This window comes from Pseudoxanthomonas sp. GM95, assembly GCF_900109775.1.
In the GTDB taxonomy this organism is placed as follows: Bacteria; Pseudomonadota; Gammaproteobacteria; order Xanthomonadales; family Xanthomonadaceae; genus Pseudoxanthomonas_A.
In genome coordinates this window covers 1-22,732 of record NZ_FOAX01000005.1, presented here as the reverse complement: position 1 = coordinate 22,732, position 22,732 = coordinate 1, and the positions used below count along the sequence as shown (strand labels likewise).

Genomic DNA, 22,732 nt, shown 5'->3' with positions numbered 1-22,732 from the left:
TGGCGCACTAACTGGATCAGGCTCGCTATGGAACGCTCTTTACGGGGTCGGTGTTTGTGTGGTCAGGTGCAGTATCACGTCAACGACAATTTTAGGTATGCGCTGATTTGTCATTGCTCTCAATGTCGTCTGGCCACAGGTTCGGCGTTCAAGCCATTCGCTGGTACAGAGCGCGAGTTTCTTCGCGTGCTTCAAGGAGCGATGGGGATAACAAGATATGGCGATGACTCAACGTTCGATGCTCGCTGTAGCAGATGCGGTTCATTGCTTTTCTCAGTGGTAAGAGACGGGGCATATGTCCATGTGCCAGTTGGGGGCTCTGTTAGATGAACCAAGCATCAGGCCAAGTGCCCACATACACGTAAGCTCTAAAGCCTCCTGGCACCACATCAGAGACGACCTGCATCAGTACGCCGAATTTCCGGTTGATGAATAGCGGCAGCTTTTAGCCGAAAGCGGGCGTCGGCGGGGGCAGGGGATTAGGAAGATTTATCGGGGGTAAGGCGTAGTGCTTTCCAAGCCAAGGCGGAGGTCTGCGCGCATGCGTCTGCAGTCTGATCCTCTCCCCACGATCGCTGCGCCCGGCTGTGCGATAGTCCTATTAACAGGATCTGGCCCTAGGATCACGCACCATGGGAGCTGAAGCAGCCTCGGCAGTTCAAGTCAAACTTATCGGACGTGGCAACCGGCCGCTTACGCGGTTCGTCGAGAGCGGAACAGAGTCGAGTCGAACATCCCATCAATAAGAATGAAGATGGGCGGCACAAGTTGTTCGTCTATCCAAGCAGGCGATCGTGGCACTCAAAGCCGGGGCGCGTCACAGACGCACCATGGTGGCGAACGGGTCAATCCTAGGCGTGCGCCAAAAACCTAGGCGTCCCGCTGCTTATTAGCGTCTCGACGCCGACTCTGGGACTCCCGTTTTTATCAGTTGTCAGCGGGGTGTCGCGGATCCTAAGTTTGGGCCACCCAGGCTCACACCCGGCCTTCAAGCCTGTTCAGTCGGAACGCGCTTGACCTTGACGCTGAACTTCCTTCGCTTCCGTATGAACACTCCTCCTGGCTTGGATCGGACGCAGCGTTGCGCGCATTCAGCAACACGGAGGCGAACGGGCGGTGAGGTGGCTCAAATTTACTGCGACGCAACACGCCAGAGCAGGATCCAGCTCAGTAATGGCAAAATGAGGTCATTACACCTTGGCGATATCCAATAAAATCAGGCGCTTATGTGAAAATCCTGCGACTGGACGTCGACGCCTGGCGCAATTCGCCAGAGAGCACGTTGTCCACTGGCGAGGTTCGCCAGTAGACTCTGAGCATGTTGAACGGCCCGATTCCCGATAGCGTCCAATTCTCCGGTCACGAGACCTTTCCCTTACGCCAATTGTGGCTCCGCAAGGCCTACGAGGCCGCGACGCATTCGTATTACTCAACCAACGCCAAGTTGGCTTTTGCCCCCGAGAACGGCATTCGCCTGTTCGGGGTCGGAAAGAACATGGTCGCTGCGATTCGGCATTGGGCTCTGGCCTGCGACGTGCTCGAGGAGCAGACCGGCGGAAAAATCGGGGTCGGCAGCGTCGGGCGGACGCTCTTCGGTAGCCGTGGCCTCGACCCCTACCTTGAGAAACCCGCGAGTGCGTGGTGGGTACATTGGCTGCTCGCCGGCCGTGGAAGACGATCCACGACATGGTGGTGGTTGTTTAATCGCGTCACCGAGCAGACCTTCGATACGGATGCGGTGACGGCATCGCTCGCGCAGGCAGCCGCACAGGGCGGGCATCGGGTTTCCCCGGTAACGCTCAAGCGGGATGTCGACGTCTGCGTGCGTTGCTACGTGGCACGACGCGACGGGCGGGAAGCCGACGACGCGGCCGAGCCTTTGCTCGCTGATCTAGGATTGCTATCGGAGGGCCCCACAGGAACCTTTCGCTTCCGCCGCGGGCCACAGGCCTCCCTGCCGGATGGTCTGTTTGCGCTTGCGTTGCTGGAGTTCTGGGAATCCAAACAGCGTGTGGACGGGTCGGGCCAAGCGACGTTGTCATTTGAGGCCATTGCGCACGAATTTGGGGCGCCAGGACGTGTTTTCAAACTCGATGAGAACTCGGTCGGTGACCGATTGGTCAACCTCGAGAACATTTCAGAAGGCCAATTGCGCTGGAGCGACTCGGCGGGTGTCCGTCAGGTCAGCCGAATGTTCAAGGAGGCTCCCGATGCGCTTAAGCAACGGCTGCTGAGGCATGCCTATGGCAAGTAATACCGATCTTCGTATCCAGGTGACATCCCGCTTCCAACGGTCCGTGCAGTTGGAAGCTGATATAGCGCGTCATGACGCGCTTGATGGCTATATCAGCCAGACAAGCACCCGCAACGCGCTGTCGGTCGTGGCTCAACACCTCAACGAGTCGCAACAGCGGGCATTCACCTGGACCGGGCCTTACGGAGGCGGAAAATCGACCCTCGCGCTGGCTTTGGCACAGTTGGTAGGTGGAACCCCCGCGATTCGCAAGCGTGCGAAGCAGGTGCTGCGCATTGAGAACGACGACGACATCTGGCGAGCCTTTGGTAGCAAGAAGCCATGGCTTGTCGTGCCGGTGGTGGGCCGCAGGCAAACCATCGAAGAGGCCATCAGTCAGGCAATCGATAAACATGCGCCGCAGCGTGGCCCGAAGCGGATGCGCAATGGCCGGCGCGACGTGGTGGCCGAGCTACTGCGGCGGGCCGAGTCGGGCGAGCAGGGTGGCGTTCTGCTGGTCCTGGACGAGATGGGCAAGCTTCTTGAGTCAGCGGCAGCGGCCGGCGAGGACATCTATGTTTTTCAGGAGCTCGCGGAAGCTGCCAGTCGGAGCAACGGCAAGCTTGTGGTCATTGGCATTCTGCACCAAGCCTTCGAACGATACGCCACACGCTCTGGGCGCAGCGTCCAGTCCGAATGGGCGAAGGTGCAGGGACGCTTTGTCGACGTCCCCGTGGTTGCAGGGACTGACGAGGTTATCGCTCTGATCGGCGGTGCCATTCATACCCAGGAGCCGCACGCTCAGAGCAAGGCTGTAGCGCAGGTCATCGCCAAGGCCATTCACAGCCGTCGACCTGCCTCGCCGGCGACCCTCGCAGATGCCTTGGATCGGTGCTGGCCCTTGCATCCTGTCACCGCAGCATTGTTAGGGCCATGCTCCCGTCGCCGCTTCGGTCAGAACGAGCGCAGTGTGTTCGGCTTCCTGAGCTCGGCCGAACCGCTGGGATTCCGTGAATTTCTTTCAGGTCACGATCGCGCGTCGATCGATTACTACCAGCCCGCCCGCTTCTGGGACTACCTGCGCACCAATTTCGAGCCAGCCATCCTCGCGTCCGCGGACGGTCACCGCTGGGCTATCAGTGCCGAGGCCATTGAACGTGTGGAGGCGCGTTTCAGGGAGCCGCATGTCTCCCTGGCCAAGACGATCGCCCTGATCGAGTTGTTCCGCAATGGCTCTGGGTTAGCCGCCAGCAACGACGTGCTGGAACGTTCGGCTGGAAGTTTTACCCCCAAAGTAGTGCAAGCAGCATTGGCCGATCTGGCTTCAACCAGCATCATCATCTACCGCAAGCACAATGCCGCCTGGGCTGTTTATGCGGGCAGCGACTTTGACATTGATGCTGCAGTCGAGACGGCCAAGCGCGAAGGTAGCCACAGCATCGACGAGCAGCTCAAACGATTGGGTGTGCTGCCGCCCTTGACCGCACGCAAGCACTACTCCACGACGGGCACCTTGCGCTGGTTCACGCGCATCGTGACGACGCCTCATGGGGCCCGCAGCCACACTTCGCCAAACACCACCTCACAAACCGGTCGTTTTGTTTTGCTGATCCCCGATCGCGAAACGTCGATTGAGCGGTTGGAACAGGCAGCATTTGATCTGGCCAAACAGACGTCCGATCCGTTGAGCCTGTTCGGAGTGCCTAAGGGGCATCAACGGCTAGCGGAGTACGCCGGAGAGCTCGCGGCCTTGGAACATGTGGCGGAGTCCACCCCCTCGTTGGAGAGCGATAGCGTGGCCCGGCGCGAGATCAATGCGCGGCTGCAGCAGCTGCGCGGTGATCTGGAGGCCGCATTGCGAGACGCTTTTGCGACCGCAGTCTGGTTCAGCGCGAACAAAGTCTACCAGCCGACCGCTGAAGAAGGCCTTTCGCCAACGGCTAGCCGCGTGTGCGATGCGGTGTTCAAACCTGCACCCCATATCTTCAGTGAATTGGTCAACCGCGAGGTGTTGTCGTCCAACGCGGCGAAAGCTCAGCGAATGCTGATGCACCGAATGTTATCCCACGGCGATCGCCCCGAACTCGATTACAGCGGCTACCCCGCCGACGCGGGTCTCTACTACACGGTGCTGGCCGCATTGGGCTTACACAAAACGGTGAAAGGGAGGGGCGTCTTCACCTCGCCTGAGAAGACACCCGATTCAGAAGGCGCCGGTTCGCTCACCGACTTGTGGAAAATCTGGCGACAGCAGCTGGCAGACGCTGGCGGCGCCATCACTTTGGCCGAGTGGTATGAAACCGCGCGGCGAGCTCCCTACGGCGTAAAGAATGGTGTATTGCCGATCCTGGCGCTGGCGTTTCTGTTAGTGCATCGCGGCGAGATCGCCGTCTATGTCGACGGCATGTTCAGCCCCGACCTCACCGATGCGGACGTTGACGAATGGCTGCAGGATCCCGCGCGCATCGGCTGGAAGTGGGTGTGCATGGACGCCCCGGCCAAACAAATGCTCACCCTGCTGGCATCGCAGTTGGAAGAGACCCTTCAACGCCCCGTGCTGGCCGATCCCCTAGACTCGGCACGTGCGCTGGTGGCGTGGACGCTCTCGTTGCCCCAGTGGACGCAGCGCACGGCTAGGGTCAGCACGCTCGCACGTGAGACCCGTGGCCTGCTGGTGCAGGCCTCCGACCCGGTCAAAACCCTGTTCGTTGATCTCCCAGAAAAATTGGGGACAGGGAGCGACGGCAAGGCCGTCGTGGCCGAAGTGGGCCGGGTCATCGAAGAGTTGACCAACGCCTACCCGCAGGCGCTACGGGCTCTGGAAGCCAAGATGCTGGACCGCATCGACCACGAGGGGCAGCTGACAAAGCTGCAGGTCCGGGCGAACGCTGTGCGGGGCATTAGTGGCGATCTCAAGCTGGAGGCGTTCGTCGGCAGACTGATGACTTACAGCGGGACGGAGGAGGGCATAGAGAGCCTAGCAGCTCTCGCTGTCAGCAAGCCGGCCCGCGAGTTCAGCGATCACGACCTCGATCATGCCGCGGTGCAGTTATCGCAGTGGGCCTTCGAGTTCCGTCGTATTGAAGCGTTGGCGTCGGTGCAGGGACGGCCAGCCGGCCGGCGTGCTCTCGCCGTGGTGTTCGGCGGGCAGGACACGGTGTCTGCGACGATCGATATCGCCGACGCCGACAGCCTGCTCATTACCCGCATGCGCGACGATCTGATCGAACGGTTGCGCACCGAGGCTGTGAAGCCGGATCTGCTGCTGGCCGCCCTGGTCGAGGCCGGGGCACTGGTCTTGAAGGAACTGCAAGCAAAGGAGGCGAGCCGTGGCTGATCGCCATGTACTGGGAATCTCTGGAGGCAAAGACAGCGCTGCACTGGCCGTCTATATGCGCTTGCATCACCCCGAGTTGGATTTGCAGTACTTCTTCACCGACACGGGCAAGGAATTGCCCGAGGTCTACGAGTTCCTGGGAAGCCTGGAGGGCTTTCTGGGCAAGTCGATCCTGCGCCTGAATCCGCAGCGGGACTTCGACTTCTGGTTGCGCGAGTACGGACACTTCCTGCCCTCAGTCAAGACCCGCTGGTGCACCCGGCAGCTCAAGCTGGTTCCCTTCCGAAACTGGGTCAGGCCCTGGCTGGAGGCCGGAGACCAAGTCCACAGCTACGTGGCGATCCGCGCAGACGAATCCCACCGCGAGGGCTACGACTCCGGCCACGAGAACCTGACCGTTCACTTGCCTTTCCGGGAAGCAGGCGTTGATCACGCCGGGGTGCTGGAGCTCCTCAACGGCGCCGGAGTGGGGTTGCCCAAGTACTACGACTGGCGCTCGCGCAGTGGCTGCACGTTCTGCTTCTTCCAGCAGAAGATCGAGTGGGTCCGGCTCAAGCAGCAGCACCCGGACCGATTTGAGGAGGCCAAGCGCTACGAGAAGAGCGCGCTCGAGCACGGCTCACCGTTTACCTGGAGCGATCGCGAATCGTTGGATGAGCTGGAGCAACCCGAGCGCATGCGCGCAATCGAGCGCGAGCACGAGGTGCGACGGGCCCGCGCGCGGGCCAAAGTTCGCCGCAATCCGCTGCGCCCGCAAGACGAGGCTGAGTCAAACGCGATGGACGACATCTTTGCCGGCGGCAAGGCCTGCCTGGTGTGTCACAAGTAGCATGCACAGTATGACCGCACCGGCGAAGGAACCCTTGTACCTAGACTTCGCGGCGTCGACGCCGCCGGCGGACGAGGTCGTCGAGGCCATGCTGCCTTGGCTGCGCCACGCCCATGCCAACCCGCATTCCGAGCACTTCCACGGCCGCCGGGCTGCCCGTGCTATTGACGACGCCCGTGAGGCCGTGGCGGCCCTGATTGGTGGCCAGCCGGAAAGCGTCGTGTTCACCTCCGGCGCAACCGAAGCCAACAACCTGGCGCTGAAGGGCCTGCTCTCAGCTACCGGGGCGCGCACGCACCTGTGGCTGGCTGACACGGAGCACAAGTCTTTGCGAGAACCCGCACGCTATCTGTCTGGGGTGGGGGTCGTAGTCACGCCACTGGCGGTGCTTGGCACGGGGTTGGTCGACATGTCAAGACTGACGGAGGCGTGGGGGGCGCCGCACATCACCCCGGGGGTGGTCGCGATCGCGCACGGTAACAATGAGATTGGCACGCTCCAACCGTTGCCCGAATTGGCCGAACGCGCTCATGCCTATGGCCATCTGCTGCATGTCGATGCTGCCCAATCGGCTGGGCGCATACCATTGGATGTGGAGGCGATGGATTGCGATCTGATGTGTGTGTCGAGCCACAAGCTCTATGGCCCCGGGGGCATAGGCGCCCTATACGTGGCACCCGCCGTGCAGGGGCAACTCGAACCGCAACTACACGGTGGCGGCCAGGAGGGCGGCCTGCGGTCGGGTACCGTTCCGGCCTTCCTGGCAGTCGGCTTTGGCACCGCGGCCAAGTTGGCCCGACAGCGCATCGTGCAGGATGCCGCGCGCCAGCAGCAGCTGGCCACCGGATTTCTGGCTGCGCTCTCCCGACACGGGGTTGCCGTCCAACTGATCGGTCATCCCACCCAGCGGCTGCCTGGACACTTGAGCCTGCGTTTCCCAGGCGTGGATGCCGAGGATCTCCTCGCGCGATTAGCGCCGGCACTGTCGGCTTCGACCGGCGCGGCGTGCGCGGCGGGAGAACTTCGCTCCTCCCATGTGCTGCGCGCGGTGAGTTTGGACGAGCGCACGGCCGGGGAGGTAATTCGATTCACCCTGGGACGTAGCACGCGTGAGGACGACATCGAGGTGGCCGCGGAACGAACCGCGGTCGCCATCAGCCGCATCCAAGAACACAGTGGCTAGCGGAGACAGATCCTCGCGATTCCAGCAGTCAGCAATTTCCATGCAAGACGTAGGACCCCAGCTCGGGAAAGGACTAACGTGGCGAACTTCTCGGTAGCGGCCAGGACGCTGATTCATTTGGGTGCAGAACTCATCACCTCCGATGAGGTCGCCCTGAACGAGCTCATCAAGAACGCATTCGACGCAGAATCCAAGCGGGTTCGCATCGACTTCCGGATCGGCTTGCCACAGGCCGAGCTCGACATGCTTCTCGATCAAGCGCGGTCGCATCCGTCTGGCATGGATGGGCTCGGTGCTTTCACTGACGATGTCATCAAGCGCCTCTCTGCCGGTCCTGAGGGTGCACCGAAGCATGCCGTTGCCCTGATCCATGCACTGCAGGTCGCCACGAGTTGGCCGGAGGTCGTGGGTGTACTCGAGCTGATCAACACGATTGCCGTCAGCGATCGTGGCACCGGCATGAATGAACACGACCTAGAAACCGTGTTTCTGCAGATCGGCACGCCGTCACGCTACAACACGCAGACCAGCGAAGAACTGCAACGCACGTTGCTTGGCAACAAGGGTATCGGTCGACTGGCCATGATGCGGCTGGGAGATCGGGCCGCTGTCACCTCCTGGGTGGATCGAAAGAGCGCGCATCAGATCAACTTTGACTGGCGCGTTTTTGATAAGACAGACGAGATGCTGGAGCAGATCCCCATCGATATCGTCCCGGTCGAGCCCGGTCACGACCATGCCACCGGGACGGTGATCGAAATCGCCGCACTGCGAGCAACTTGGGACCTCATCCAAGTCGAAAAGCGCTTCGTCGATGGGTTTCTGCGCCGTCTGCAAAACCCATTTCCCGAGTTGACCAAGCAGGCCGTATTTCCCATCGATGTGTACTACAACGATGGAGACCGCATCCCGATCGAAGGTATGAAGAAGGTTCTGAGCGAGCACGCCCAGGCCGACCTGGAGCTGGTGTTCACTCCAGAGGTGAAGGGACCTACCGACACGGTGGTCATGACTACACTCGTGGATCACCAGCGCGGGATTGATCCGCAAAAGGTCTTACGCACACGTGATGAGGTAACGCACAAGTTGGAGGCCACCTCTGACGAGTTGCGTTTGATCGGACCCTTCAAGGCGCGCATTCGCTGGTTCAACCGTGACACGCTGCGGGCGCAAACTACCTTGCACGGCACCACCAAGGAAGCTAAAGCCGAGCTGGATCTGTGGAGCGGCGGTGTGGCCATCTACCGCGATGGATTCCGGGTGGGCTTCTCTGGGCAGTCCTCGGGCGAAGATTGGCTGGCCATCGACAGCAGTGCGCTTAAGCGCGGCGGGTTCGCCGTCAATCGCATCCAGACGGTTGGCGCCGTCGAGATCAGTCGCATCGAGAACCCCAACCTGATCGACCGGTCCAACCGGGAGGGCCTGATCGAGTCCCGGCAGACTCGGCTCGTGCGCAGCATCCTATTTGACTATGCCATCGACGAGCTCCGGCGCCACATCACCCACGAAGGCGAGGAAGAGAAGCGCAGCCAGCTCGACGAAGTGACCAAATCGGCGCCAGAGACTATTCGCAATCGGATCAAGCAGGCCGAGCAGGGGTTGGCCGAGATCCGGGCCCGGGTACCGGACGACACTAAGAAAACCGTCGAGTCAATCACCAAGCACCTGCATTTTATCAAGACCGAAACCAGGCGCTTTGAGGACGCCGCCAAACAGGTGGGAGAGCGTCGTGAAGACATCTTGGAGCTGGCAGGCGTTGGCACGGTGATGTCGGGTGTCTTGCATGAGCTGACGCGGACCACAGGGCACACGCGGCAGCTGCTGCAGAAGCTGGCCAAGGACGAGTCGCCGGCGACGCGGGCACTCCTGGTCAAGCTCGATAACGAAATTAAGGCCATCAACACACGCTTGCGGCAGCTCGATCCATTGACGCCCTCGGGACGCCATCGCAAGGAACCATTCGACCTCGCAGCGCTGCTGCAGACAATCCTGCACGGCTATGAGGCGCGCTTTGAGCGCCACGAGATCCACGCCACGCTGACCACATCAGGCCAGGAAGGGGTCAGCCCGTTCATGGTCAACATGGTTCGCGGCTTCGTAAGCCTGGCCGTGGAGAATCTGGTCACCAACTCCGTGTATTGGTTGCAGCGTGGGTTAAAGGCGGGCGCAACAGGACGGGAGATCCATCTGGAACTGGATCCCGAGTCCAGGACCCTGTCGGTGTGGGACAACGGCCCTGGAATCGCCTCCGCGGACAAGGACCGGGTGTTCACGGCGGGCTTCACGATGCGCCCCCGAGGGCAGGGACTGGGGCTGTTCCTTGCTGCCGAGGTCGCCACGTATCACCAAGCTCAACTGGCGCTCGACGGCGCTGACGACGACGGCCGTTACCGTGCGTTCGTACTGCAATTTCCCAAGGAATGAGCATGGACGTGGCCGCCAAGTTGAACGAGGCGCAGATCCTGAGGGTTGCGGTGATCGACGATGATCTCTCCGCCCGGATCTCGCATGCGGACCTGCAGATCGCCGACGCGCGGGTGGCCGCGTTGCTGAATGATCCTAACGATCCCGATCGCGAGGCGTATGTCGACCTGTTGACCCAAGAAGGCCGCAATCCCGAGGCCATGGACGACTTGGCTGAGCCCTTGGCCGAACCCGCCATTCGCGAGCGCGCGCCGGCGCGACTGCGCGTCGCGGCCGAGGCGGTGCTAACTGCACGCCATGAGCACGCAGCTCCGGTGCGGCGGGTCATCGAACTGCTCAAGGAATTGGGGGTCACCGCTGACAACATCGACATATACCCGGAGCCCGCGATCCCGCATAACGCTTTCTACGACCTGATCGTCGTCGACTATTTTCTGGTCGACGCCACGATAAACGCGACACTGCCCTTCATTCGCGAAGTGCTCGATACTCACCATACGCAGGAACGCCCCCTGCAAGTCATCCTGATGTCCTCGCACGAGCAGCAACTGCGTGCCGACTTCAAGAGCATCCGCCCGGGGCTAAAGGTATCGAGCTCGCGGATGCGGATCATGGAGAAGCCGGCCACTGATACCCATTTGGTGGCATGGCGTGCCGCGTTGTGGCAGCTCGCGAGCGACCGCGTGGACGTCACGAAGATGGAACGCTTCATCACCGATGCAGGGTCTGCCCTGACCGCGGCCGCCAGTGCCACCGCTAGCAAGTTGTGGGAGCTGGACTTGCAGGCGATGGACCTACTACACGAGCTGGCGTCGAAAGACAATGACGATTACGTTCGCTACGTTGAAGATGCGATTAGCCGACGCTTATTGTCCGACCTTGAAGCCGATGGTGGGATGCGCCCCGCGTTGCAGCAGCTGGATACCAGCTTGCTCGAACATCGCGCGGCCAACTTACTGTCTCCCGTTGCGGAGGTCGGAGACTCCCGCGCGGCGATCCATAGCCTGATGCACAGCATGGAATGGCGCGCGAGCGTAGTGGGCCTGCCAGCGTATCCGGCGGGTGAGGCGCCCGTGGTGCAGGCACACTGGATACGCAAGCACCTCCGGTTCGGGATGGTGCTGCGTGATCCAGATGGCACCGATTGGCTCAACCTGACCCAGGCTTGCGATCTCGCGCAGACGAAGGAGTCCGAGTTTAATAGCTCCACCGTGCTGTTCGTACGCGGTCAACGCACGCTGCCGGCGATCACACTGGATGGCAATTATTACGTGCCGATGAGTGCGATGATGGCGCACGCGGAGAACCATTTATTGACGTGGAATCTACGCGACGTTCGCGCCGAATCGATTCTGTCCTTCGGCACCACCTATGGGACAGGTTGGCAGGTGGTCGGCGAACTGCGCCCGGATGTGGCGCAGAACATCGCGGCCCAGTACGGGGCACGCGCAGCTCGGGTGGGACTGCCCGTGACGCTGTCGGTCTGGCGGCTCAGCGGCGTCGCAGTCCGACTCGCGGACCTGCGGGGCGCCATGGCCGACGCGGCGGTGGAAGGCCTACCGCTAGTCGGCCATGCCATCCAACGGGCCAAGGCCAAGCAACACGAGCTTCACCTCGATTTGTCGGCGGTAGACGATCTGCTCACTGCTCATGGTGAGGCCCTCGACGCGAATGTAGTGCGTCTGCTGACCGGCCTGGCCATCAAACCGGGGGGCAAGGCTGACATCGGCGGCCGGGCCGTCTGCGTATATTGTGCCGCGTCGCCGACAGTCGAAGAGGCGCGGCAGGCGTTGGACGCACGCCTGCTGCAGGATGCCAGGAACGATGACAAGTTCATCATCCTACTCTGGAGTGCCCCGTGATGTCGGCGCCTGCTGGTCTTCTGGTCGTGGCAAGGGCGCTGAGCGCGCGGTAGGCGGACGTATCCATCGTTGGGGGCATAGGCCGATCCTTGGCGTATGGCTAAGTCTGCCGAGATAGCAGGCCTCACAACCGAATGCCAGCTGCGCTGGTCGGATTTGACTATCTGCCGCAGTGCATCGCCCGGTTTAATCTTCAAGCAAGCGAGCGGCGGGATTCGCGGACGCGCCTCCAGTCTGGAAGTACCCTACAACACTCGACACCGCTCGGTGCTCGGTCATCTGCATGATCGCCGCCAGCGGGACCCCTTGGCGGCTGGCTTCGGTCACAAAGCCCGACCGCAGGCTGTGCCCACCAAAGTCCCCCTCGATCCCCGCCAACTTCGCCCGACGTTGCACGATCTCGGCCACAGCCGCAGGAGACAGGGCAGGGCCGACACGCCGCTTCCATAGCCGACGGAAGATCGCCCCCTCCTGGATGCCCGCCTCGGCGATCCATTCCTCGAGCGCCGCTGCAGCGCGCTCCAGCACCGGCTTGTCCGGGGTCGAGGTCGCCGTGACGCCTTCCTGCTGTGTCTTGCTGTGCTCCAAGCGATAGATGTAACCCTTGTCGCCAATCCGGCGTAGATCGCGCATGTCCGCGGCTGCGACCTCACTGCGCCGGCGGCCGCCGCTGGAGAAGGCAAAGCAGAGGAGGGCACGGTCGCGGATGCCTTCCAGGCTGTCGTCGCAGGTGGCCAGCATGGCCTCGAGCTCGGTCAGCGTGATCGCGGTCTTTTTGCGCGGGCGCTCGCCGCGCTTAACTGCAGCGCGGCGGGCGCTGCTCAGGACCAGACGCACTGCGGGCTGTTCGCAGGGATTGGGCAGCTGCTTGAGCCGGTGTGCCGTTGAAAGGACGGCGACCCGGTGACGGACCGTGGTCAGCGTCCAGGGGCCAGGCTTGGCCTTGAGGCCCGAGGCGACCAGCGCCTGATCCACGACCGGCGGCAATTCCCAGGTCAGATCGTTTTCGGTCGAGCGCCGCACGACGTGGTCGACCACAAACTGCAGTACCGCGGCCTCGGGCACCGGCAGGCTCAGCTCGATGCCGTAGCGCGCCGCGTGCCAGCCAGCCCAGTACCGCAGCGCCGTGGCGTAGCTGCGGGTGGTGTTTTCGGCAGCGGCCTCGGCGAGCAGCTCGCGCACCGCATCGGCCGCTTGCTGCGCCAGCTGTTCGGGCAGCACCAGGCTGTTGGAAGCATGGGCGAGGGCGGGAATTCCGATAATTTCTTTCATAGTATGTAATGTACGCTATGAGTTAAGGCTTATACCCACGATAATCATGACTAATCAAGTTGTTATTTAATCATTCCGCTCGCGTGCTTTTCCCTGTGCATGGCAAGGTCGCTGGCGAGCGCGCAATTTCGGCCAAATCGGATTATTGAGTTCGCGCAACTGCTATTTGCAAAGTTATTAGTTAATTATTATTAGATGATCTGTCTTTAGCAGCCCGGCTCTTTATTTCATTCAGCAAGTCTCGCTGCTCTGAGACTGTAAGGCCAGAGAACACCTTAATTGCTTCTGCAATTTCGTCAGTCTCGGCATATAAGGCGGCAAGTGGCAAATTCAGTGCGCTGGCAAGCTTCTTCGCGGTGCGAAGATCGCACTCGTTCACGCCTCTTTCGTAGCGATTGACGCGTGTTCTAGCCACGTCAGCCAAAATTCCTGCTGATACGCCGAGAGCCTCTTGAGTCAGTCCCGCTGCAAGGCGCGCAGAGCGAAGCCGGCTGGCGAATATGTATCGGGCGTCTTCCAATTCCTGACCGAGCTCGAAGGGATTCGATGATCAGCATGAGGTGTTGCGTCCTTTCTGTCTGTTACCGTATAAGTAACACGCCCAGAGGGCGTGAGCAATTCAATCTGCTGATCGCTCAGGGGTCTCCGCCCTCAAGAGGCGCGCATATTCCGACCGAGGATCCTCGAAAATGTTAAACGGCAATCTCGTCGTTGCACATGGAGTAGTTGCACACCCGAATCATCTCAAAGGATATGAGTGCAGATGGACAGTAAAAGCCGCGAGCGCTCGCGCTCCAAAGAATAATCGTCTTATTTTAAGAAGGAGCAGCGCTTTTACAGTCAATTGGTACCGCATCGGTGCCGCTGCCATTTCGTTGCTCCCCGTGTTTTCTGCTTTCGGTCAACAGCAATTAGCTCCTTCTGTCGCTGGTGACAGACAGGTACTCAGTGCGGAGGCTGCCGATGACAACCAGCCACTTCAGCTCGACCGTATGTTGGTAACAGGTACTCGCATCAAGGGCGGGGTGTCGCCATCAGCGCTGGTGACTTTGGATGCTGCTCAGATCCAAGAGGAGGGCTTGGGAGATCTGGGGGAGGTAGTGCGCAGCGTTCCGCAGAACTTCGGTGGCGGCCAGAATCCTGGCGTGGCCTCTGGCGCTGCTGCGGGCGGCCCGAGCAACCAGAACGTCACCGGTGGATCTGGGTTGAACCTGCGTGGCCTGGGGCCGGATGCAAGCCTGACGCTGCTCAATGGGCGGCGCATGGCCTACGGCGGCTTCTCGCAGGCCGTGGACATCAGCGCGATCCCGGTGGAAGCGGTGGACCGGCTCGAAATCGTGCCCGATGGCGCTTCTGCGGTGTATGGCTCCGATGCGGTTGGCGGGGTGGCCAACGTGATCCTCAAGCCGGATTTCGATGGTGTCACGGTGGGTGCGCGCTACGGTGGCGCCACCTCGGGAGGGCTGACGACCCGTGATTCTTTTGTGGTTGCGGGGACGACCTGGTCCAGCGGCGGGCTGATCGCGACCTGGAAGCGGTCGAGCAACGATCCAATCTGGTCGGACCAGCGCGACTTCACCGCTTCGATGCTGCAGCCTTCGACGCTATGGCAGGACAACGACCTGCAGAGCGGGCTGGTCAGTCTGTACCAGGGGTTGGGTGATCTGGTGGATGTGCATCTGGATGCCTTGCACAGCGCCCGTTCGATGCTGACCTCGCAGGCTTACAGCACGACCTATTACCCCTATGCGGGCAAGACCCACAGCTCACTGGTGGCGCCCAGCGTGGAAGTCCATTTGCCTGCGGACTGGACATTGACCGTCGGTGGGACGCTGGGCCAGGACAAGACCGAGTACGTACAGCGCAGCATGCTTAGTGCGACGGGGCAGGTGCTGTCCTCGAGCAATGGTGCCTACACCAACCGCTCGCGCAGCTACGACGTCGGCGTGGAAGGACCGCTTCTGTCGTTGCCGGGCGGCGAGGCGCGCCTGGCGGCAGGGGCAGGGTATCGCTACAACTCCTACCTGGAGCGCGGCTATACCTTCGGCGAGGAAGACGGCCGGTTCGCGTATGCCGAACTCAACCTGCCGCTGGTCGGGGCCGGGCAGGGGATTGCCGGTGTTCGACGGCTTGAGCTGACCGGTGCGCTGCGCACCGAGGATGGGGACTACGGTCGGGTGACCACGCCCAAGCTTGGCCTGATCTATGCGCCCAGCGAGGACCTGACCTTCAAGGCCTCCTGGGGCAAGTCGTTCAAGGCACCGACCCTGGTGCAGCGGTTCTCGGGGCAGACCGGGATCTACTACCTGGCCTCGACCTTCGGCGGCAGTTATCCGGCCGATGCCACAACGCTGTGGTTGTCCGGCGGCAATCCTGACCTCAAACCCGAACGTGCCCGCACCCGCAGTGCAACGCTGGCGTTCCATCCGCAGGCGCTGTCCGGGTTGGAGGCGGAGCTGACCTGGTTCGACATCGACTACACCGACCGCATCCTGCAGCCGATCACTTCCTACGACGTGTTCGGCAATGCGACCTACGCCGACTTCGTGACCCTGGCACCCAGCGCGGCTGCGCAGGCGGCCTACCTGGCCGGGGTCAGCGACTACTACGACCTGGTCGGGCAGGCCTATGACCCGAGCCAGGTGGTGGCGGTGATCGACGGGCGCTACGTCAATGCATCGCGGCAGCAGATCCACGGCCTGGACCTGTCCGGTTCGTACCGGTTCGATCTCGGGGCAGGGCGGTTGACCTTGCGGGGTTCGGCCAGTCGCCTGGACAGCAACCAGTCGCTGACCGCGAGCCAGGCGCCCTATGCCCTGGCCGGAACGTTGTTCAACCCGGCCAAGCTCAATGCCCGGCTTGGGACGGTCTGGAACCAGGGCGGCTTCATGGCCAGCCTGTTCGGCAACTACAGGAGCGGGGTCACCGACACCACCCTGGAGACCGACGGTGGGTCGTTCACCACCATCGATGCGGCCTTGCGCTACGAGACCGATGCCGGCAGCGGACTGCTGGATGACATGTCCTTCGAACTGGCGGGGCAGAACCTGCTCAACCGCGCGCCGCCATCGTACCTGCCGGTCTCGCTCACCTACGCGCCGTACGACTCGACCAACTATTCGGCGGTGGGTCGTTTCTTGAGCGTTGCCCTGACCAAGCACTGGTGAGCGCCATGCGTCCCTGGCTTTTTTTGCTGTGGGTGCTTGGGTCTGGCTGGGTAAGCCAGGCCCGGGCGGTGGAGCCGCGCGAGCTGTTGGAGGTGGCCGATTTCAGTGCGCCGGTGATCTCGCCGGACGGACGCCAGGTGGCGTTCCGGATCGAGCAGGCCTCGATCGAGCGCAACACCTTCGATGCCAGCTGGTATGTGCAGGGCCTGGATGGCGGTGCACCGCGGCGGGTAGCCGACGGCGGCACGGTGCTGCGCGGGACGGCCGGCACGCCCCTGCCGGCCAGCGTGTCCTGGTCGCCGGACGGACAGTGGATCTACTACCGGGCGCTGGTCGATGGGCGGGTGGATGTGTGGCGGGCATCGACCCGCGGTGCCGGGGCCGTGGCGTTGACCCATGACGCGAGCGATGTGCGGGCGTTCGCGCTGGTCGATGGTGGCCGGACCTTGCGCTACAGCGTCGGGCCGGACCGCCAGGCGGTGCTGGATGCCGAGCAGGCAGAGAGCGAACGGGGCGTTCGCATCGATCCTTCAGTCCCGCTGGGGCAGGGCCTGGTGCGCTCGGGCAATGTCGACGGGCGGTTGGCGACGCAGCGCTACGGCAAGGTCTGGTTCGATCGCGCCTCGCTGCTGGCCGATGTCCCGGATGTGTGGAAGGCGATGGACCTGGCCAGCGGCAAGGTCCATTCGCTGGCTGCCGGCGTGGTGGTCCCGGAGCGCGATGATGCCGATCCAGACAAGGCGTTCACCGAGGCCTGGAAGGTCTCGCGGGACATGGATGGGCGCGCGGCGATCCTGACCCGGTTCGGCGAGAAGCACGGACTGCAGCTTGCGCCTTCGGTGCGCCTGTCGGCGTTGCTGCAAGGGCGTGGAGAGCGCGAGCGTGTCTGTGCCGATCCGCTGTGCACCGATAAGCAGATCTCGCTCGTGCAGTGGCGACCTGGGCACGACGAGGTGGTGTTCACCGTGTCCGATCCTGATGCCGGGCGATCGCAATCGATCTTCCGCTGGGACGTGCGCACCGATGTGGTGTTCGAGGTCGCGCACGCGCCCGGCCTGCTCAATGGCGGCCGCGACGGGGCGAGCAAGTGCGGGATCGCCCAGGCGGTGCTGGTGTGCGTCAGCGCATCGGCCAACCAGCCGCCGCGGCTTGAGGCGATCGACCTGGAGACCGGCGCTGCCAGGGTGCTGTATGAACCCAACGCCGCGCTTGCCCAGGCCATGTCCGGTTCGGCGGTTCGATTACTGCGCTGGCGCGATGCTGCCGGGCGGGTGTTCACCGGGCAGTACTACCCGGCCACGCCGATCGGTGGCGCGCCTGCGCCGCTGTTCGTCAGCTACTACCTGTGTACCGGCTTTGTGCGCGGTGGGGTCGGGGACGAGTGGCCGTTTGCGAGCCTTGCCGCGCACGGGATCGCCGCGCTGTGCATCAACAGCCAGCCGTACCGGATCGAGCCGGTGGAGCGCTATGACGAGGCCCTGTCGGCGGTGGACAGCGTGGTCAAGCTGCTCTCGGCTGACGGGCAGATCGATGCGGGTCGGGTCGGCATGGGCGGCTTGAGCTTTGGCAGCGAGGTGACGATGTGGACGGCCATGCGCAGCAAGTTGCTCACGGCCGCTTCGGTCAGTTCACCCTCGGTGACCTCGACCTATTACCTGTTCGGCTCGATGAAGGGGGCCGAGTTCCGCGATGGCCTCAAGGAGCTGTGGGGCCTGGAGTCCCCACAGGCCACGCCCGAGCGCTGGCGGCAGCTGTCGCCGCAGTACGCGATCGACCAGATCCAGATCCCGGTCCTGTTCCAGATGCCCGAGCAGGAATATCTCTACGCGCTCGACTATGCGATTCCGCTGCTGGAGCAGGGCAGGGCCGAGCTCTACGCCTTCCCCAACGAGCCGCACCAGAAGTTCCAGCCCAGGCACAAGCTGGCGGTGTATCAGCGCAACCTGGACTGGTTCCGGTTCTGGCTGCAGGGCGTGGAGGATCCTGATCCTGGCAAGGACGCGCAGTACGCCGGCTGGCGCAAGATGCGCCTGCACCTGGGCGAACCTGCGCCCGCGCGCACGGCCATGGCCGGGCCCTAGCCATGGTTGCGAATCCAGTTCTCGATCATGCAGAAGTCGAACACGCGCATGAACGCCTGGTCGCCGGCCTGCGGTGTCTGCGCGAGCACCTGCCTGAGCGCCTGACGGTCCAGCAGGCCACGCTCGGTCAGGCGGCCCTCGAGCAGGAAGTGCGAGATCTCGTCGGTGTTCCTGCGGTACACCGCGTAGCTGTAGTTCATGAAGCTGCCTTTGCTGCGTCGGTGCAGCACCTCTGGCGGAAGCACGCCGGCGAATGCATCGCGGGCCACGGCGCGGTTGCGGCCACGGTCGATCCACATCCAGCTGGGAATGCGCAGGCAGGCTTCCATCACCGGCTGGGCGAGCAGCGGCATCCGGATCCTGCGCCCACTGGCGCGCAGCGTGGCATCGCGGAACAGCTGGGTACTGGCCAGGTCGAAGATCCGCTCCCGGTCGCCGGCCAGGTTTCCGGCGGGTGCGTGGTGCCAGGGGTGGGACTCCAAAGACTCGGTGGTGTCCTGCGCCGGCAGCAGCGCCAGGTTTGGGCTGCAGGCGGGCTTTGGGGGACGAAGCAGATTGCGCACGGTCAGCCGCGCGGCTCTGGCCCAGGTGCATCCATGCAGCGCACTCAAGTCGGAGATGGCGCGCAGTCCCTGGGCCAGGCCGGCCTGGCGGAAGGCGTCGGCCGCGGGAGCCGCAGAGCTGAGATAGCCGAATACCGTATCTCCACCGCCACCGGAGAACAGGCTGCCGGCCTGTTGGCTGGCGGCAGCCCGGTCGACGGCCACGCCCACCGCGCGGCTCAGTGCCCAGGCCGCCGGGCGCAGCGAGTGCCTGGGCAGTACGAATGCGGTGCTTGCCTGCTGATAGTCCAGCGTGGACTCCAGCAGCCTGCAGCCCATGACGCGCGCGACCTGGACGGCGTACCGGCGCTCGTCGGCGCCGGGCACCGGGGTCACGGCGGTGAAGCAGGACAGCCTGGCGCCGGTTTGCGCCAGGCAGGCGCCGACGATCGAAGAATCCAGACCACCGGAGAGCTCCAGCAGCACATGGCCATCGGTACGCGCCATCGCCTGGACCACGGTGCGCGTGGCCTCACCGACCAGGCGTGCAGCCTCGTTGGCATCGCGCAAACGCTGGCCCGGTTCGACCCATTGCCAGGGCGACCAGGCCATGGAGGTCCGGGCGTGGTTGCCGTCCACGGTCAGCAGGCAACCTGGCAGCAGCTCGGTGACCTCGCGCAGGCCAGTGCGTGCGATTTTCAGGTGCGGGTAGCGCAGCGCATGCTGGATGTAGTCCCAGTCGATCCGGCCCGCATGCAGGTCCAGGCTGGTTGCGATCGCAAGATCGGAGGTCACAAAGCCGCGCTGCCCCTGCAGCAGGTAGGCGCACTCCAGCGCGCCGGAAGGATCGCGCAGGACGCAGAACGCATTGCTGCCTTCGTCCACGGGCTGGAACAGCAGGTACTCACCCCAGTAGTGGGCGAGCAGGTGCGCGCGGCGCTTTGGCTGGGTCGGGATGGCGTGCAGCGGGGACAGGTCGGTGACGCGCTGGCCGCGCCGGTCGTAGAGCTCACCGAGCAACACGCCGCCGCCGGGAACCTCCAGGATCGGCGCCTGTTGGTGGCAGAACAGCACCAGCGAGCCTACGCAGGTGCGCGCCACCATGCGCCGCGCCGCAAGCCGGTCGGCGATCCGGTTGCCGCGCTCGCTCTGCTGCCCGATCAGCGCGGCGGTCACTGCAAGGTAAGGGTGGGGCATCACACCACCCTGATCGGCACGTGGGCCAGCACCGTGCCCAGCGATTCGTTGAGCACCAGCTCCTGCTGCTGGACCCAGGCATGGGCCGAGAACGGATCGCAGGCCACGCCCATGACCAGGTCCGCGTACAGGCCCTGGTCGGCAAGGAACCGGACCATCGCGATGGAGTCGACCAGGCAGCGTGTTGGCAGTGGGACGCTGGGACGGATGCGCCGGAAGGTCTGCGCCGCGGCGAGCAGGCGCTGTTCGGAAGGTTCGCCCAGGCGCCGCGCGGTCCTGCGCGAGCGGTATGCGGCCAGTGACAGGAGCGTGCGCTTGAGGCTCCACATGGATAGCTGCCAGTGCGAGAGCAGCACGGCCAGAACGACCTGCCTGGGTGGCAGGCTCCCTCTGCACGGTGGCGGCTCGAGTTCGAGTGCGCTGCGTTCGGCGACTTGGACTTGGCCGGGCGGTGGTCCGGTGCGTGGCTGGTCGTCGGCTACCAACAGGCCACGGCGGCACAGCGCATCGAGGTCGGCGTTGGGCGCATGCGGGAAGCGCAGGTAATGGCGGAATTCGAGCTCAAGTGTTTGCGAGAGCTTGAAGTAGCGATCGCGTTCGATGTCCATGAAGAACAGCTGGCCATCGAGCTCGCAGAACGAAACATCCTCGTTGAGCCGCATGGAGGTGTCCTTGGTCCCGGGCAAAGGAGGCGCGCGCTCGGGCGCGCCTCCGGTGGGGTCACTCCTCGGAGATGCCCGGGGTGGGCTGACCCCCTATCGGCTCGTTCCTCAGGCCGACGCCCTTGGTGGCCACGCTGGCCACGCCGAGCACGATCAGGTGCTCGCTCTCGTTGCGGATGTTCTCGTTGGTTTCCATCTTCGACTCCTTCGGTCATGTCATGGACCACCCATGACCAGGACACCGTAGGAGCGCAAAATTTGGATTATCAAATCATTTTCTTATGGTCTTTGCGGTGCTCGGGCACTGGGCCTGCGGCCTTGCCCAGCGCTGATTGCACGGGCAAATCCTGGCGTGTTCTGGCGCATCCTCGGAGGACTGCCGGCCCCGGTCAGATGCGGCCGTGGCGGCGATCGCTGAGTTGCGCCACCACGCGCGGCACCAGCTGCTTGCGGCGCAGATGGTATTGCTGCAGCGCCTGGCCAAGCGATGCGATGTCCTGCTCCTGCCACAGCCGCTCAAGCGATTCGAGCTCGGCATGCTCGTCGGCGATCATGCCCCGCATCGCGTGCCGGATCGGCGCAAGTCGATCGCTGGTGTTCCTGGCCGACTCGGTCAGCAGTCGCTGTCCGGCTGCATGCACGATCACGTCGAACAACCGCCAGGTGCGCCTGGTGAGATCCAGGCCCGGCTCTGGTTCGACCGCTGGCGTTGCCGCTTCGATCGCCACCGGGCCGATCTCGCAGGCCATCAACAACAGCCGCTCCATCCAGTCCTGGAGGTGATACAGCGCGATCTCGCTCGGTAGCGGCACCTGGAATCCGTTGCGGCCGTGGTCTTCGAGCAGCCCACGGCCGACCAGCTGGTACATGGCAAAGCGCACCGGGGTGCCACTGACCTTGAACTCATCGGCCAGCGTGGTCGGATCGATCCGCTCTCCGGGTGCAAAGCGCCCGAAGAGGACGGCGTTGCGGATCTGCTGGTAGAGCAAGCCACGTTTTGACTGCTTCTTCTGCCACATCGCGAGCTCCTTTTCGAAGGTGCGCGCAGCGGGTGGTTGGCGCAGTGCGGGCGGTTATAGACGATCGCTCGCTGATTAGTTCCTGATTAATTGCAGTGGCACTGAGCGCATATTTGCGCGCTTGCGACACGATTCCTCAATACCCTTGCAAGACCAGACGCGGCCTTGCGATGCGCGTGCTCGGATTGTTTGTGCAATTTGCCGAGATTGGCTGCTGAAACCTTACTCGTGGCCGTTCACGCTCTTTGTCAGTCTTGCAAAGAAGCTTGGGCGGTTATGCCAGCGGATGAAGTGCGCGACGGGTTCCAGTGGTTCGGGTTGTGCCGTTGACGGTGCGCGTTGCTGCAAAGCGGGATGTGCACGAGGTGTTCGCCGGCAGCTTTGAGTTGATCGAGTCGTGCAGTCATTGTTCGGTTTCCTTGACGCCTTCGACGATGAAGACGCGATAGTCGGCACCGCGTTCGCGGTGCACTTTTGCGGTTTGATAGGCGGAGCTGTGGTACCAGTCCCGCGCCTGTTCGATGGTGGGGAAGCGATGGATCAGCACGCCGTCCATCGGCGGGCCTTCGAGCACGTCCAGGGCGCCGTAACGCGCCAGCGGCGTGATGTCGTGCCCGACGCGTGCCCGTGGCGCGATTCGGGCATACGTTTCCATCGCATCCGGATCGGTCACGCGTTCGCGGACCATCACCACGTAGGCACTCACGCCCGGGCGAGCTGCTTGATCAGCACGGCGGCTGCTTCGGCCGAGGAGGCCGGGTTCTGGCCGGTAATCAGCAGGCCATCGGTGACCACATACGAACCCCAGTCCGGGCCCTGCGAGTAGACGCCGCCCTTGGCCTTGAGTTCGTCCTCGACAAGGAAGGGCACTACCTCGGTGAGGCCGACGCCGGCTTCCTCGGTATTGGTGAAGCCGGTGACCCG

General features: G+C 63.2%; 15 protein-coding genes and 1 pseudogene. 8 read left to right on the top strand and 8 right to left on the bottom strand.

All coding sequences use genetic code 11. The features are described from left to right. Window positions 1-1,318: 1,318 nt before the first annotated feature. The 6 genes from BMZ17_RS19885 (at window position 1,319) to BMZ17_RS19860 (ending at window position 11,868) form a co-directional block, all read left to right on the top strand. Window positions 1,319-2,254, top strand: a complete 936-nt coding sequence (locus BMZ17_RS19885; RefSeq protein ID WP_093144051.1) for a DUF4007 family protein — start codon at window positions 1,319-1,321, stop codon at window positions 2,252-2,254. Then, window positions 2,244-5,570, top strand: a complete 3,327-nt coding sequence (locus tag BMZ17_RS19880) for an ATP-binding protein (protein ID WP_139203025.1) — start codon at window positions 2,244-2,246, stop codon at window positions 5,568-5,570. The genes BMZ17_RS19885 and BMZ17_RS19880 overlap by 11 nt, the downstream gene beginning before the upstream one ends. Then, window positions 5,563-6,399 carry a phosphoadenosine phosphosulfate reductase family protein gene (locus BMZ17_RS19875; RefSeq protein ID WP_093144046.1) on the top strand — a complete coding sequence of 279 codons (837 nt, stop codon included), beginning with the start codon at window positions 5,563-5,565 and terminating at the stop codon, window positions 6,397-6,399. Before BMZ17_RS19880 ends, BMZ17_RS19875 begins: the two co-directional genes overlap by 8 nt. A 10-nt stretch (window positions 6,400-6,409) precedes the next feature. Continuing rightward, complete coding sequence (locus BMZ17_RS19870) at window positions 6,410-7,582, top strand: cysteine desulfurase family protein (RefSeq protein WP_175485697.1); 1,173 nt, start codon at window positions 6,410-6,412, stop codon at window positions 7,580-7,582. A gap of 78 nt (window positions 7,583-7,660) precedes the next feature. After that, window positions 7,661-10,006: a sensor histidine kinase gene (locus BMZ17_RS19865; protein ID WP_093144043.1), complete on the top strand. Its 2,346-nt coding sequence runs from the start codon at window positions 7,661-7,663 to the stop codon at window positions 10,004-10,006. 2 nt (window positions 10,007-10,008) lie between these two features. Next, window positions 10,009-11,868, top strand: a complete 1,860-nt coding sequence (locus BMZ17_RS19860; RefSeq protein WP_093144041.1) for a hypothetical protein — start codon at window positions 10,009-10,011, stop codon at window positions 11,866-11,868. Between the two features lie 186 nt (window positions 11,869-12,054). Here the strand turns inward: BMZ17_RS19860 and BMZ17_RS19855 are convergent, their stop codons facing one another. After that, window positions 12,055-13,140: a site-specific integrase gene (locus BMZ17_RS19855; RefSeq protein WP_093144039.1), complete on the bottom strand. Its 1,086-nt coding sequence runs from the start codon at window positions 13,138-13,140 to the stop codon at window positions 12,055-12,057. 181 nt (window positions 13,141-13,321) lie between these two features. Then, window positions 13,322-13,660 (bottom strand): helix-turn-helix domain-containing protein, encoded by a 339-nt coding sequence (locus BMZ17_RS19850; RefSeq protein WP_093144036.1) that lies wholly within the window; start codon window positions 13,658-13,660, stop codon window positions 13,322-13,324. 472 nt (window positions 13,661-14,132) lie between these two features. On the opposite strand from BMZ17_RS19850, the gene BMZ17_RS19845 reads away from it, so the two are divergent. Together BMZ17_RS19845 and BMZ17_RS19840 are read left to right on the top strand one after the other, a co-directional pair. After that, window positions 14,133-16,307 carry a TonB-dependent receptor plug domain-containing protein gene (locus tag BMZ17_RS19845; RefSeq protein ID WP_093144033.1) on the top strand — a complete coding sequence of 725 codons (2,175 nt, stop codon included), beginning with the start codon at window positions 14,133-14,135 and terminating at the stop codon, window positions 16,305-16,307. 5 nt (window positions 16,308-16,312) lie between these two features. Then, entirely contained in the window at window positions 16,313-18,388 is a 2,076-nt protein-coding gene (locus BMZ17_RS19840) for an Atxe2 family lasso peptide isopeptidase (protein WP_139203023.1), read from the top strand. Here BMZ17_RS19840 and BMZ17_RS19835 read toward each other — a convergent pair. The 6 genes and pseudogenes from BMZ17_RS19835 to BMZ17_RS19815 form a co-directional block, all read right to left on the bottom strand. Beyond that, entirely contained in the window at window positions 18,385-20,127 is a 1,743-nt protein-coding gene (locus tag BMZ17_RS19835) for an asparagine synthase-related protein (protein ID WP_093144030.1), read from the bottom strand. The two genes, BMZ17_RS19840 and BMZ17_RS19835, sit on opposite strands and share 4 nt — an antisense overlap. Next, window positions 20,127-20,789 carry a lasso peptide biosynthesis B2 protein gene (locus tag BMZ17_RS19830; protein ID WP_093144028.1) on the bottom strand — a complete coding sequence of 221 codons (663 nt, stop codon included), beginning with the start codon at window positions 20,787-20,789 and terminating at the stop codon, window positions 20,127-20,129. Before BMZ17_RS19830 ends, BMZ17_RS19835 begins: the two co-directional genes overlap by 1 nt. 58 nt (window positions 20,790-20,847) lie before the next feature. Beyond that, complete coding sequence (locus BMZ17_RS21070; protein ID WP_139203021.1) at window positions 20,848-20,985, bottom strand: benenodin family lasso peptide; 138 nt, start codon at window positions 20,983-20,985, stop codon at window positions 20,848-20,850. 193 nt (window positions 20,986-21,178) lie between these two features. Beyond that, window positions 21,179-21,808 (bottom strand): GntR family transcriptional regulator, encoded by a 630-nt coding sequence (locus BMZ17_RS19825; protein WP_093144025.1) that lies wholly within the window; start codon window positions 21,806-21,808, stop codon window positions 21,179-21,181. 403 nt (window positions 21,809-22,211) lie between these two features. Continuing rightward, complete coding sequence (locus tag BMZ17_RS19820) at window positions 22,212-22,514, bottom strand: DUF1330 domain-containing protein (RefSeq protein ID WP_093144023.1); 303 nt, start codon at window positions 22,512-22,514, stop codon at window positions 22,212-22,214. Further along, window positions 22,511-22,732, bottom strand: a pseudogene (locus BMZ17_RS19815) (type 1 glutamine amidotransferase domain-containing protein); the annotation flags it as partial. The gene BMZ17_RS19820 and the pseudogene BMZ17_RS19815, both read right to left, overlap by 4 nt.